Here is a 13,622-nt window from a genome sequence, read left to right as displayed (position 1 = left end):
GACCACCAACCCCATGCCTGCGTCCAGGAAGTCGGCAGTGGTACAGATCTACACGCCCGACTACTGGGAAGAGGCCTGCAAGCACCTGGCCAAGAAGGACCGGGTGATGAAGCGCCTGATACCGAAGTTCGGCGACGCCTGCCTCGAGTCGCGCGGCGATGCGTTCACCACGCTCGCGCGCAGCATCGTCGGCCAGCAGATCTCGGTGAAGTCCGCGCAGTCGGTCTGGGATCGCTTTGCCGCATTGCCGCGCAAGCTGACCCCGGCCAACGTGCTCAAGGTCAAGGTCGACGACATGCGCGCGGCGGGGCTCTCGGCGCGCAAGATCGAATACCTGGTCGACCTCGCGATCCACTTCGATTCGGGCGCGGTGCACGTCGACGCGTGGAAGGACATGTCGGACGAGCTCATCGTCGACGAGCTCGTGGCGATCCGCGGCATCAGCCGCTGGACCGCCGAGATGTTCCTTATCTTCCACCTGATGCGCCCCAACGTGCTGCCGGTGGACGACCTGGGCCTGCTCAACGGCATCAGCGTGAACTACTTCTCGGGCGATCCCGTGAGCCGCAGCGACGCCCGCGACGTCGCCGTGGCCTGGGCGCCTTTTTGCAGCGTGGCGACTTGGTATATTTGGCGATCGCTGGATCCCGTGCCAGTCGCGTATTGAACAACAGGAGAAGACGTTGGCAAAACGAACCTTCCTCGACTTCGAGCAGCCCATCGCGGAGCTCGAAACCAAGATCGAAGAACTGCGCTATGTACAGACCGAATCCGCGGTCGATATCTCCGAAGAGATCGACCAGCTCGGCAAGAAGAGCCAGCAACTCACCAAGGACATCTACAGCGACCTGACGCCCTGGCAGATCACCAAGATCGCACGGCATCAGGAGCGGCCCTACACGCTCGACTACGTCAACGAGATCTTCACCGACTTCGTCGAACTGCACGGCGACAGGCACTTCTCCGACGACCTGTCGATCGTGGGCGGGCTCGCGCGCTTCAACGGCACGCCCTGCATGGTGCTCGGCCACCAGAAGGGCCGCGACACCAAGGAGCGCACGGCGCGCAACTTCGGCATGAGCAAGCCCGAGGGCTACCGCAAGGCGCTGCGCCTCATGAAGACGGCCGAGAAGTTCAAGCTGCCGGTCTTCACCTTCGTCGACACGCCCGGCGCCTACCCCGGCATCGATGCCGAGGAGCGCGGCCAGTCCGAAGCGATCGGTCGCAACATCTACGAGATGGCGCAGCTCGAAGTGCCGATCATCGTCACCATCATCGGCGAAGGCGGCTCGGGCGGTGCGCTCGCCATCTCGGTGGGCGACCAGGTCCTGATGCTGCAGTACTCGGTCTATTCGGTGATCAGCCCCGAAGGCTGCGCATCGATCCTCTGGAAGACCAGCGACAAGGCCCAGGAAGCCGCCGATGCGCTCGGCATCACGGCGCACCGGCTCAAGGCCCTCGGCCTCGTCGACAAGATCGTGAACGAGCCAGTCGGCGGGGCGCACCGCGACCACCGCCAGATGGCCGCCTTCCTGAAGCGCGCGCTCAACGATGCGTTCCGCCAGGTCAGCGACCTGAAGCCCAAGGAACTGCTCGACCGCCGCTACGAGCGCCTGCAAAGCTACGGGCGCTACAACGACACCAAGGCCGACGCCGGCAGGTAAAAGCCCCCGGCCACCCTCCGCCCCATGAACGAAGCCTTCGAACGCGCCATGGCCGCGTTCGAGCCGGCGCACCTGCCGCTGGCGGTGGGCTTCAGCGGCGGCGCCGATTCGACGGCGCTGCTCGCGGCCTGTGCCTCCGCCTGGCCGGGCCAGGTGGTCGCCTTTCACGTGCACCACGGGCTGCAAGCCGCCGCCGATGAATTCGAGCGGCATTGCGCAGCCATTTGCGAACGCCTCGGCGTGCCGCTCGTGGTGCGCCGCGTCGATGCGCGGCATGCGAGCGGCGACAGCCCCGAAGACAGCGCACGCCGTGCCCGCTACGCGGCCTTCGCGGCCATCGCCCGCGAGGTGGCGGCACCGGGCCCGGTCCGCGCGCTGGCGCTTGGCCACCATGCCGACGACCAGGTCGAGACCCTGCTGCTCGCGCTGTCGCGAGGCGCGGGGCTTCCGGGCCTGGCAGCAATGCCTGCACGCGCGCAGCGCCACGGCCTCGAGATCTACCGGCCGCTGCTGTCCGTGCCCGGCACGGACATTCGAGCGTGGCTCCGGGGCGTCAATCTGCCCTGGATCGAGGACCCGACCAATGGCGACGAGCGCTACACGCGCAACCGCATCCGCGCCGTGCTGCTGCCGGCGCTCGAACGGGCCTTTCCGCAGTTCCGCAGCACCTTCGCGCGCAGCATCGGCCACGCAGCGCAGGCGCAACAGCTGCTCGGCGACCTGGCCGCGCAGGACCTGGCCGCGGCGGGAGACCCACCCCGCATCGCGGGCCTGCAGGCACTGCCGCGCGCGCGCCAGGCCAACCTGCTGCGGCACTGGCTGCTGCAGGCGCATGGCGCCACGCCGAGCGCCGCGCAGCTCGAGCAGTTGCTCGACCAGGTTCGCGCATGCACCACGCGCGGCCACCGGATCCATCTCAAGGTGGGCACGGGCTTCATCGAGCGGCGGGACGATCGGCTGCATTGGTACAATTTCCGGCCCTCGCCCGAGGCTTCGCGCTGACGGCTTGCAGGGCGCGCGCCCGCACACCGGCAAGGGTCGGGTGGGGCGGCTTCTTTCTTTTCTCTGAATTCACCCATGGCATTGATCGTTCACAAATACGGCGGTACGTCGATGGGCTCGACCGAGCGCATCAAGAATGTCGCCAAGCGCGTCGCCAAGTGGGCGCGCGCCGGCCACCAGATGATCGTGGTCCCGAGTGCCATGAGCGGCGAAACCAATCGCCTGCTCGGCCTGGCCAAGGAACTGGCCCCGAGCAAGCCGGGCGCGGCCCATGGCCGCGAGCTCGACATGCTCGCCGCCACCGGCGAGCAGGCCTCGTCCGCGCTGCTGGCCATCGCACTGCAGGCCGAGGGCGTCGAGGCCGTGAGCTATGCGGGCTGGCAGGTGTCGGTGCGCACCGACAACTCGTACACCAAGGCCCGCATCGAAAGCATCGACGACGCACGCGTGCGCGCCGACCTCGATGCCGGCAAGGTCGTCGTCATCACCGGCTTCCAGGGCGTGGACGACGCGGGCAACATCACCACGCTGGGCCGCGGCGGCAGCGACACCTCGGCCGTGGCCGTGGCCGCCGCCATGAAGGCACACGAGTGCCTGATCTACACCGACGTGGACGGCGTCTACACCACCGATCCGCGCGTCGAGCCCGATGCGCGCCGCCTCACGACCGTGAGCTTCGAGGAGATGCTCGAGATGGCGAGCCTGGGCTCCAAGGTTCTGCAGATCCGCTCGGTGGAGTTCGCCGGCAAGTACAAGGTCCCGCTGCGCGTGCTTTCGAGCTTCACGCCCTGGGACATCGACATCAATGAAGAAGCCAAGTCAGGCACGCTGATCACTTTCGAGGAAGACGAAAACATGGAACAAGCCGTTGTATCCGGCATCGCTTTCAACCGCGACGAAGCCAAGATCTCGGTGCTCGGCGTGCCCGACAAGCCGGGCATCGCGTACCACATCCTCGGGGCCGTGGCCGATGCCAACATCGAGGTCGACGTGATCATCCAGAACCTGAGCAAGGATGGCCGCACCGACTTCAGCTTCACCGTGCATCGCAACGACTACGCGAAGACCATCGACCTGCTGCAGGCCAAGGTCATGCCCTCGCTGGGTGCCACCGAGATCGTCGGCGACACCAAGATCTGCAAGGTCAGCATCGTGGGCATCGGCATGCGAAGCCACGTCGGCGTGGCCAGCAAGATGTTCCGCGTGCTGAGCGAAGAGGGCATCAACATCCAGATGATCTCGACCAGCGAGATCAAGACCTCGGTCGTGATCGACGAGAAATACATGGAACTTGCAGTCCGCGCGCTGCATAAAGCCTTCGATCTCGATCAACCGGCCGCCTGATGGTGGCATAATCTCGGCTTCTTTCAGGAACTGTGACCGAGTGGCCGAAGGTGCTCCCCTGCTAAGGGAGTATGGGGTGTAGAGCCTCATCGAGGGTTCGAATCCCTCCGGTTCCGCCAGCTAGCAAAAACGCCCCTCACGGGGCGTTTTTCATTTGTTCTTCCGTTCTTCCTGCCTCTGATCCCGCTGCGCCGAGATCGCCGGAGCGCCTCGGAAATTAAATTTCGAACGGTCGATCTATTTTGCCAAATCAACTTGGCAAGCGAATTGAAAATCGCCAATCGCTATTGAGCGGTACTAATTCTCGCTTTCGCACGATTTCGTAACCAGGTGCACGATTTCCACATGCGAGGTGCGCATTTTTTGCGGACTGCGGCGATGTGTTTCTTTAGATTCCCCCTCAAGGGCAAAATCCGTTAACGCTTGAATTCATGACAGGTGGCACGCGGCGGATTTGACCGAACCACGATCGCTCGAAGGAGCGACCGGTCCATTGATCAGTGTGAGGGGGTGGTCGTTTTGCAAATTGCCGTACTAGATCCGTTGCTTCGTTCCAGAGAAATTGCCCGCCGTGCCATTTGCAGGCTGGGGCACACGCCAATAATTTTTACCAGTGTGGAAGAGCTGCAAAAGCAAAGCGCGGTTGCGGCTCAATTCGAAGCCCTGCTATTGGCTTGTCCCAGAGACCCAGCCGTATTCCAGCCGCTCATTGCACAAGCCCGTGAAAGCCTGGGTCGGCATTTCCCGCTGGTTCTCAGTGCCTGCAAGAGCCAGTTCCGGGTGATTTCGGTACTTCATACCGATTCGGCGTCCACGGTGGTTCATGCGCCATCTTCGTTCGAGGACAGCTACCGCACGCTCGAGGCCTACCTGCAGCGCCGCAAGGTGCCGATCGCCGAGCGCGTCATGCAGTGGGGCGACTACCGCTTCGTCCTGCATCAGGACAAGGCGGAGCGGGCCGGCGATGTCATCAAGCTGCGCCCGCTCGAGTTCGACCTGGCCGTGGCCTTCTTCCGCAACATCAACCGCCCACTGTCGCGCGAATGGCTCTTCAGGCATGTATGGGGCCGAAACGACAACGATCATCCGGTCTCGCGATCGCTGGACGTCAGCGTGTCGGGTCTGCGCCGCAAGCTCGGGCTGCATGCCCGCTCCAAGGGCCCTTGCCTGCAGGCGATCTGGGGGCAGGGCTACCAGCTCAGCGAGATGGCCGAGCCCTACGAGGCACAGAGCCGGCACGGCTTCTGAGGCCGAGTGCGCACGCCCGCCCCGGGCTTGCGCGCGAGAGCCGCCAAGGATGAGCTCATCGTCTGCCGGTGAGAATCCAGGGTTCACTGGAGTTGACCGTGGATTCTTCCTTCGCACTGCTCGACGACTGCGGCTCGACGCCGGACCGCCCCACGAGCCGGCTGTACACCCGCTTCGTGCGCGCGCATCGCGCTGTCGACGCGGCCGACCTCGACGCCGCATGGGCGCGCGTGGATGCCGACCTGCGCCAGGGGCTGCATGCGGTGCTGCTGGCTGACTACGAATGGGGCGCCAGGCTGCTGCAGGCGGGCGAGCGGCGGCTTGCGCCCGGCGACAGCGCGGCGCTGCGCGTGCTGATGTTCCGCGACTGCGCGCGGCTTTCGGCCGGCGAGGCCGGCGCCTGGCTCGAACGATGCGAGCCCGACAGCGCCGCCGCCGCGCAGTCCGCGGGCGTGATGGACCTGCAGCCCGGTATCGGTGAAGCGGAATTCACCGCCGCCATCGCGCGCATCCATGCCGCCATTGCCGCCGGCGAAACCTACCAGGTCAACTTCACCTACCGGCTGAACGGCCAGGCCTACGGCTCGCCCGTGGCGCTGTACCGCCGCCTGCGCGAGCGGCAGCCGGTGGCCTACGGCGCGCTGATCGCGCTGCCCGAGGGCGGCGAGATCACGCACGTGCTCTCTTGCTCGCCCGAGCTGTTCCTGCGCCACGCGCGCGGCGTGCTCACCGCGCGCCCGATGAAGGGCACCGCCGCGCGCGCCGATGTCCCCGAGGCCGACAGCGAAACGGCGCGCCGGCTCGCGGCCGACGCCAAGAACCGCGCCGAGAACGTGATGATCGTCGACCTGCTGCGCAACGACATCGGCCGCGTGGCATGCATCGGCTCGGTGAAGGTGCCCACGCTGTTCGCGGTCGAGCCCTATGCCACGGTGTTCCAGATGACCTCCACCGTCGAGGCGCTGCTGCGCCCCGGCGTCGGCATGCCCGAGTTGCTGCGCGCCGCGTTTCCCTGCGGCTCGATCACCGGCGCGCCGAAGCACCGCACCATGGACTGGATCGCCGAGCTCGAAGGCACGCCGCGCGGCCTCTACTGCGGCGCCATCGGCTGGGTCGATGCGTCGGCCGAAGGCGAGGCGGTCGGCGATTTCTGCCTCTCGGTGGCGATCCGCACGCTCACGCTCGGCGCGTCCGAGCGGGGCCTGCGGCCGCTGCGGCTCGGTGTCGGCGCGGGCATCGTGCACGACAGCCGCGCGGCCGACGAGTTCGAGGAATGCCGCCTCAAGGCCCGCTTCCTCACCGCACTCGACCCCGGCTTCGAACTGTTCGAGACCATGCTGGCCACGCCGGGCGAGGGCATCCGCTACCTCGAGCGGCATCTCGCGCGGCTCGCGCGCAGCGCCCAGGCGCTCGGCTTCGCGTTTGACCGGGCGGCCGCGCTGCAGGCGCTGCGCGACGCACTGCCCGCGCTCGCGCCGGGCCAGCCGTCGCGGCTGCGCTTGGCGCTCGCGCACGGCGGGCGCATCGGCATCACGCATTCACCACTGCCGCCGCTGCCGCTGCCGCCCGGCGCGGTGAAGCTCGTGATCGCCGAAGCGCGGCTGCCCGATGCGAACCCGCTGGCCGCGCACAAAACCACCTGGCGCCAGCACTACGATGCCGGCGTGCGCGCCGCCGAGCGTGCCGGTGCCTTCGACAGCCTGTTCTTCACGGCCGACGGCCGGCTCGCCGAAGGCGGGCGCAGCACGCTGTTCGCGCGCATCGACGGACGCTGGTGCACGCCGCCCGTCGCCGACGGCGCCTTGCCGGGCGTGATGCGCGGCGTGCTGATGGACGACTCGATCTGGCTCGCCGAGGAACGCAGCCTCTCGCTCGACGACCTGCGCGCGGCGCAGAAGCTCGTGGTGTGCAACGCGTTGCGCGGCGTGCTGCCGGCGCAGCTGGTTCCGCCCGACGCCGCGCCGGCATCGGATGCCGGTGCGCGCTTTCGGGAACCTTCGGCAGCCTGAAGCCGCCGCGTCTCCCGCTGGCCCCTACACCTGGATCAACCCCCACCGCAGCGCCACCCACGTCAGCTCCGCCTGGTTGGCGGCGCCGAGCTTCTGCTTGATGCGGTAGAGGTGCGAGCCCACGGTGCTCAGCGACAGGTTCAGCGTGCCCGCGATCTGCGCCACCGTCATGCCGCGCGCGAGCTGGATGAAGACCGAGAACTCGCGCTCGCTCAGCAGGTCGGCCGGATTGGCTTCGCCCTCGATCTGCGCGGTGGCGAGTGCCTGCGCGGTGCTGGCGTCGATGTAGCGCTCGCCGCGCGCCACCGCCCGGACCGCGGCGATCAGCGCGTCGGGCGCGCTGCGCTTGGCGAGATAGCCGAGCGCGCCGGCGCGCAGCACGCGGCGCGGATGGATCGTGTCCTCGTGCGCCGACAGGGCCAGCACGCGCGCCTTCGGGTCGTGCGCCAGCAGGCGCCGCACGGCCTCGAGCCCGCCCATGCCGGGCATCGAGAGGTCCATCACGACGAGGTCGGGCTGCACCTGCGGATAGTCCTGGCAGGCCTGCTCGCCGGTATCGGCCTCGGCCGCCACCTCGATCTGCGCGTCGGCCAGCAGCATGCGAAAGCCCATGCGCACCAGCGCATGGTCGTCCACCAGCATCACGCGGATAAGAGGCTCGGTCGTCGATGTCATGGGTTCTCCGGGGCGGCGCCCGCCAGCGGCAGGCGCACCGTCAGTTGGGCGCCGCGCGGCACGGCGGGTTCGAGGCGCAGCTCGCCGCCGAGGCTGTCGATGCGCTCGGCGAGCCAGCGCAGGCCGTAGTGTCCGCCGCTGGTCTCCTGGGCCGCGTCGGCGGCACCGAGGCCGCGGCCGTCGTCGCTGAGCGTGAGCGTCACGGCGCTTTCGGTGCCTGCGAGTGCGAGCACGATCCGGCGTGCCTCGCCGTGCCGCAGTGCGTTGGTGATGCCTTCCTGCGCGGCGCGGTAGAGCACGAGCGCGGTGTCGGTGCCGAGCGGGGTGCGGCCGAGGTCGAGGCCGAGTTGCCATTCGACCTCCACTCCCGCGTGGCTGTTGCGCGTGCGCTCCACCAGGTCTTCGAGGGCGGCCACCAGGCCGAAGCGGTCGAGCACCAGCGGCGTGAGGCGCGGGATCATGCCGTGCATCGCGGTGTAGAGCCGCGCCGATTCGTCGGCGATGAGCCGTGCCGCCTGCTCGGCCTGCGGATCGAGCGACTGCATGCGCTGCGCGATCGACAGCGCCATGCTGCGCATCGCGGTGACCGACTGGCCGAGTTCGTCGTGCAGCTCGCGCGCGATCAGGCGGCGTTCTTCCTCGATCTTCTGGTCGACCCAGCGGCCCAGTTCGCGGCTTTCGAGCAGGCGGCTCTCGGCGCGCACCGCGCGGCGCTCGGTCTCGATGTGCTGCTGCAGCATGCCGACCATGCGGTTGAAGGCGGCGCCGATCGCCGCGGCCTCGGTGCCGGGCAGGGCGCGCAGTGCCACGTCGAAGCGCCCGCTCTCGAGCTGGTTGAGCGCATCGACGATGTCGGCGAACGGACGCGTCGCGCGCCCCACCACCCAGAACACGGCCGCATTGACCACCGCCAGCAGCCCGAGCGCGCTGAGCAGCAGCAGCACCGCATCGTCCCAGGCGTCGAGCACCGCGCGCGAGGCGTTGGAGCGCACCACCAGCTTGCCGTCGGGAAAGGCGATCGACATCTGCTTGGGCGAAGGCGACACCAGCCTGGCGAACCAGCTTGGCGCATCGCGGCCCGCCTTGTACGGCGAGTCAGGCGAGCTGTAGAGCACGCGCGCCTCGGCGTCGAGCAGCGTGATGTCGTTCGAGCGCACCCGGCCCACGCCCTGCAGAAAGGCCAGCATGGCGGGCGTGCCCTGCGCCGCATAGAGCCATGCGGTGCGGTTCAGCAACTGGGCGGCCACGCGGTTGGCGGCCACCACTTCTTCCTGGATCGACTCGCGCATGCTGCGCAGCTGCAGCGCGAGCATGGCCGCGAGCGAAAGCAGCGCCAGCAGGCTGACGATGAGGTTGATCTTCAGGCGCAGCGTCATGACGCACTCGCGTCGCCGAAGCGTCCGTGCCGTGCATAGCCGTCGAGTGCGGCGACCATCGCCTGCACCATGGCCGGGTGCGCGGGATCGTGACCGGCAGCCGCGTCGACCCACTGCAACCGGCTGTGCGCGATGCGTTCGTGCACCGCCCGTGCGTTTTGCGGCGGGCACACGCGGTCGCCCTGCGAGTGCAGCAACAGCGTGGGCACGTGGGGCAGCGCATGCAGGCGTTCGAGCAGCGGCGGCGCATCGTCGAGCCAGCAGCGGTGCAGCAGAAAATGGCTCTGCACGCGATAGCGGTCCACGAGCGCGTCGAGCACGGTGCGTTCGGGCGCCGGGTCGTCGGACGCGGCCTGCTGTTGATCGCCCGCGAGCGCACGCTCCCAGCGCCACCATGCGAGCGCGAGCCGGCGCGCCGTGTCGGCATCGCCATCGGCCGCGAGTCCGCGCGCCAGGAAGCCCAGCATGTCGCCGCGCTGGTCGGGCGGCGCCTCGGCGGCGAAGCGTTCCCATGGGTCGGGCGCGCGGCGCGCCGTGTCCTGGAAGAAGTTGTCGATGTCGCCGGCGCGCGGCAGGAACACCGCGCGCAGCAGCAGCGCGGCCACGGCCTCGGGCTCGGCCAGTGCATGGGCGAGCGCCAGCGTCGCGCCCCACGAGCCGCCCACCACGAGCCAGCGCGGCACGCCGAGCTGCGCGCGCACGCTGCGCAGGTCGTCGAGCAGGTCGGCCGTCCGGTTGTACGCGGTCGTGCCGCGCGGCCGGCTGCGGCCGGCGCCGCGCTGGTCGATGGTGATCACATGGAAGCGCGAGGGATCGAAGAAGCGCCGCAGCACCGGCGAGCTGCCCGAGCCCGGTCCGCCATGCAGCACCACGGCGCAAAGACCTGCCGGATCGCCGCTTTGCTCGACATGCAGCACATGGCCGTGCGACACCGGGAATGCGTGGGTGCGCCAGGGCGGAGTTTCGTTGTACAGGCCGGTGGGAAACACCGGGGCATGGTACGGGAAACGTCGCGTGCGTGGCTATGCGGACGGCGGTGCGGCCGTGTCCTGCCGGCCCGGCGGCGCGAAGCAGACGGCGGTCCAGCCTGCATCGACCTTGAAGGGCTGCTCGCTCGAATAGATCCGGAACGCGCCGGCTGGCGACACGCCGCCCACGAGCCACCAGTCCTTGCCGGGTTTGCCCATGCGCTCGCTGAACGCGGCCCAGCCGTAGGCCTTGGTGAGGTTCGTCGCCTGGATGGTCCAGCCCTCTTGCAGCCGCGCCTCGAGCGCCGCGTAGGTGGCGCCCTCATGAAAGGCGAGGTAGCCGCGCTGCTGCAGCGACAGCGCACCCGCGGCCTGTCCCTGTCCGCGGCCGACTGCGAGCTGGAAGGTGCGGTGGTGGCCCATCCGATGGCCCTGCGCCTTGCACACCAGCGCGTTATACGAGTCGTTCTCGGTGGCGCAAAGGAGGTAGCTCAGGTGCTGCACCTCGAGCGCCTCTTCGGCCTGCTCCGACAGGAATTCGCCATAGAACACCTCGATGCCGCGCATGCGCGCGAGCTTGAGGGCTTCGTAATGGCGGTCGACCACCAGCACCTCGATCTGCAGGCGCTGCAGCGTCTGCGCCAGCGCGCAGGTCCAGGGCGAGGCGCCGACGATCAGCAGGCCCGAGTCGCCGCGCGCGGCCAGCCCGAGGCGGCGCGCGATGCGCCCGAGGCTCAGGCCATGGCAGAGCACCGTCGCCATCACGATCAGAAAGGTGGTCGGCAGCAGCTTCGCGGCGTCGGCATAGCCGGCCTTGACGAGGGCGGGCCCGAAGATGCCTGCGGTGGCCACGGCCACGATGCCGCGCGGCGCGATCCAGGCCAGCAGCAGGCGGTCCTGCCTGCGCATCGGCGCACCCAGCGTCGAGAGGCCGATCGCGAGCGGGCGCACCACGAACAGCACGGCGAGCACGAAGGCCACCATGCGCCAGTCGATCAGTGCGAGCTGCCCCGGCTCGAGCTGGCTCGGGATCACGATGAACAGCACCGACAGCAGCACCACCGTGAGGTTTTCCTTGAAGTGCTGAAGCGACTCGCGCTCGACCAGTTCCATGTTGCCGATCACCAGGCCCATGACGGTCACGGTCAGCAGTCCCGCCTCGTGCTGCACGAGGTTGCTGGCCCAGTAGGCAGCCAGCACCAGCACCATGAGGATGGGCGCCTTCAGGTGCTCGGGCGCGCCGCCACGGCGGTACAGCCAGCCGATGAGCCAGCCGCCCAGTCCGCCCAGTACCAGGGCCACCGCCACCGCGGCACCGAGCGCCAGCAGCGTGGTCGACAGGCCGCCGCCCGACACCGTGAAGTACTGAAAAGCCAGCACCGCCATCAACACGCCGATCGGGTCGTTGACGATGCCCTCCCACTTGAGCAGCGCGGCCGATTCCTTGTTGAGACGCGCCTGGCGCAGCAGCGGCAGGATCACCGTGGGTCCGGTCACGACCAGGATCGCGGCCAGCACGATCGCCACCGGCCAGCTCAGGCCGCCGATGTAGTGCGCGGCCACGCCGCCGAACAGCCACGCCAGCGGCGGCGCAACGACCGTGAGCCGGCCGATGCCATGGCCCACGCGCTTGAACTCGCTGATCTTCAGGTCCATGCCGCCTTCGAACAGGATGATCGCGACGCCCAGGCCGATCAGTTCGCTCAGTTGCTCGCCTTCGATGCTGGGCCGGACCACGCCGGCGATCGGGCCGAGCACGAGGCCGACGGCGATGAGCACGACGATCGCGGGAAGGCGGATCTGGGCGGCCAGCCACTGGCTCGCGAGGCCGGCGCAGAGGATGGTGAGGAGCAGGGAGGCGGTGTGCACGTTCGGGGATTTCGAATTGTTCAAAGACGCTGCCGCGTGCCGCGCAGCAGGCGCGGAGCCTACAGGGGAAACCCTGGGTTTCCGGGCGCTGCGGCCATGCCGGCGGCGCCGGTATGTGCAATGTGCACGCTTTCATGAAAATCATGAACTGCGAATCATGATTTCACGGCTGGGTCCGGCGCGCTCATCGGTTCACTATGGGACGTGGAACCACGCGATTCCCGCAGCCGCCGTCCGGCGCTGCTGCGCCACTTCAGAAGGAGACACCGCATGAAATGGGAAACACCGACGGCCACCGATTTCCGCTTCGGCTTCGAGATCACGATGTACGTCAACGCTAGGTAAGGACGCCCCCCGAAGCGCCTGCGGCGCCTCCCCCCACTGGGGGGCGCACCCGGTGGCCCGGCGGAGCCGGTTCCACGGGTGCACTGGGTTGGGCCGTGGGGGTTTTTGGGGTGTGCCCTTTTTGTCGACCCGCCCTGTTTTTCAGGGTGGGTTGTTCGGGATTCGATTCCTCCTCTTTTCTTTCTACCGATGCGCATCACCGTCCTGGGTTCGGCCGCGGGTGGCGGCTTTCCGCAGTGGAACTGCAACTGCCCCAATTGCGCGGGTGTGCGTGCGGGCACGGTGCGGGCCAAGGCGCGCACGCAGTCGTCGATCTTCGTACGGCCCGATGGGGGCGCGGACGGGGTGCTGTTCAATGCATCGCCCGACATCCTCGAGCAGATCCGCAGCAGTCCGGTGCTGCAGCCGGCGCGTGCGCTGCGCGACACGGCGATCGCGGGCGTGGTGCTGATCGACGGGCAGGTCGACCATGCGACGGGGCTGTTCATGCTGCGCGAGCGCGGCACGCCGCTGCCGCTGTGGTGCACCGATCCGGTGGCCGAGGACCTGGGCCGGGGCAACCCGGTGCTGAACGTGCTGTCGCACTACTGCGGGGTGGAGCGCCATGCGGTGCCGCTCGACGGCAATGCGTTCGAAGTGCCCGGTGTGCCGGGGCTGTCGTTCCGCGCGATCGCGCTCACGGGAAAGGCCGCGCCGTATTCGCCGCACCGCGATCATCCGGTGGCCGGCGACAACATCGGCGTGACCATCCTCGACCGGCAGAGCGGGCGCAGCCTGTTCTATGCGCCGGGCCTGGGCGCGATCACGCCGCCGGTGTTCGATGCGATGTCGAACGCCGATGCGGTGATGGTGGATGGCACCTTCTGGACCGACGACGAGATGGTCCGCCTCGGCGTCAGCGGCAAGCGCGCGCGCGAGATCGGGCACCTGCCGCAGTCGGGCGAGGGCGGAATGATCGAATGGCTCTCGCGCCTGCCGGCCACCACCGCGCGGCGCATGCTGATCCACATCAACAACACCAATCCGATCCTCGACGAGGACTCGGCCGCGCATGCCGCGCTGCGGCGCGCAGGGATCGAAGCCTGCGAAGACGGCATGCAGATCCAGCTCTGAAACCGGAAG

Annotated in this window: 12 protein-coding genes and 1 tRNA gene; 9 read left to right on the top strand and 4 right to left on the bottom strand. The window is 68.4% G+C overall.

Annotated elements, in window-relative coordinates; translation table 11 throughout:
• Positions 1 to 13 precede the first annotated feature (13 nt).
• The 7 genes from AC3A6G_RS25045 (at position 14) to pabB (ending at position 7,267) form a co-directional block, all read left to right on the top strand.
• A complete protein-coding gene (locus AC3A6G_RS25045; protein ID WP_487861455.1) occupies positions 14 to 667 on the top strand; it encodes a DNA-3-methyladenine glycosylase family protein in 654 nt (217 codons plus the stop codon).
• A 16-nt stretch (positions 668 to 683) separates the two neighbouring features.
• A complete protein-coding gene (locus AC3A6G_RS25040; RefSeq protein ID WP_487861454.1) occupies positions 684 to 1,664 on the top strand; it encodes an acetyl-CoA carboxylase carboxyltransferase subunit alpha in 981 nt (326 codons plus the stop codon).
• Positions 1,665 to 1,688: 24 nt separating this feature from the next.
• The gene (tilS, locus tag AC3A6G_RS25035) at positions 1,689 to 2,666 is read left to right on the top strand and encodes a tRNA lysidine(34) synthetase TilS (protein ID WP_487861453.1); all 978 of its coding nucleotides are present in this window, start codon (positions 1,689 to 1,691) and stop codon (positions 2,664 to 2,666) included.
• A gap of 75 nt (positions 2,667 to 2,741) precedes the next feature.
• Positions 2,742 to 4,010, top strand: coding sequence for an aspartate kinase (locus AC3A6G_RS25030; RefSeq protein WP_487861452.1), 1,269 nt, complete (start codon positions 2,742 to 2,744; stop codon positions 4,008 to 4,010).
• Positions 4,011 to 4,036: 26 nt separating this feature from the next.
• A tRNA-Ser gene (locus tag AC3A6G_RS25025) sits at positions 4,037 to 4,129 on the top strand.
• A gap of 661 nt (positions 4,130 to 4,790) precedes the next feature.
• Positions 4,791 to 5,258, top strand: coding sequence for a winged helix-turn-helix domain-containing protein (locus AC3A6G_RS25020; protein WP_487864399.1), 468 nt, complete (start codon positions 4,791 to 4,793; stop codon positions 5,256 to 5,258).
• Positions 5,259 to 5,356: 98 nt separating this feature from the next.
• On the top strand, positions 5,357 to 7,267 hold the full coding sequence (gene pabB, locus AC3A6G_RS25015) for an aminodeoxychorismate synthase component I (RefSeq protein ID WP_487863172.1): 1,911 nt from the start codon (positions 5,357 to 5,359) through the stop codon (positions 7,265 to 7,267).
• 24 nt (positions 7,268 to 7,291) lie between these two features.
• On the opposite strand, the gene AC3A6G_RS25010 is transcribed toward pabB, so the two are convergent.
• Genes AC3A6G_RS25010 through AC3A6G_RS24995 form a run of 4 tightly spaced genes read right to left on the bottom strand, consistent with a single transcriptional unit; the run spans position 7,292 to position 12,155 of the window.
• A complete protein-coding gene (locus tag AC3A6G_RS25010; RefSeq protein ID WP_487863173.1) occupies positions 7,292 to 7,942 on the bottom strand; it encodes a response regulator in 651 nt (216 codons plus the stop codon).
• On the bottom strand, positions 7,939 to 9,318 hold the full coding sequence (locus AC3A6G_RS25005) for a histidine kinase (RefSeq protein ID WP_487863174.1): 1,380 nt from the start codon (positions 9,316 to 9,318) through the stop codon (positions 7,939 to 7,941). Before AC3A6G_RS25005 ends, AC3A6G_RS25010 begins: the two co-directional genes overlap by 4 nt.
• A complete protein-coding gene (locus tag AC3A6G_RS25000; protein ID WP_487863175.1) occupies positions 9,315 to 10,307 on the bottom strand; it encodes an alpha/beta fold hydrolase in 993 nt (330 codons plus the stop codon). The genes AC3A6G_RS25005 and AC3A6G_RS25000 overlap by 4 nt, the downstream gene beginning before the upstream one ends.
• Before the next feature lie 33 nt (positions 10,308 to 10,340).
• Positions 10,341 to 12,155: a cation:proton antiporter gene (locus tag AC3A6G_RS24995; protein ID WP_487863176.1), complete on the bottom strand. Its 1,815-nt coding sequence runs from the start codon at positions 12,153 to 12,155 to the stop codon at positions 10,341 to 10,343.
• 270 nt (positions 12,156 to 12,425) lie between these two features.
• Between AC3A6G_RS24995 and pqqA the strand changes: the two genes are divergently transcribed.
• Positions 12,426 to 12,500 (top strand): pyrroloquinoline quinone precursor peptide PqqA, encoded by a 75-nt coding sequence (gene pqqA, locus AC3A6G_RS24990; protein ID WP_487863189.1) that lies wholly within the window; start codon positions 12,426 to 12,428, stop codon positions 12,498 to 12,500.
• Positions 12,501 to 12,689: 189 nt separating this feature from the next.
• Positions 12,690 to 13,613, top strand: a complete 924-nt coding sequence (pqqB, locus tag AC3A6G_RS24985) for a pyrroloquinoline quinone biosynthesis protein PqqB (protein WP_487863177.1) — start codon at positions 12,690 to 12,692, stop codon at positions 13,611 to 13,613.
• Positions 13,614 to 13,622: the final 9 nt, after the last annotated feature.

The sequence above is a fragment of the Variovorax sp. Soil_C_26 genome, assembly GCF_057657075.1.
Note: the sequence above shows the minus strand (reverse complement) of the source record. Positions and strands in the feature narration are given on the sequence as shown.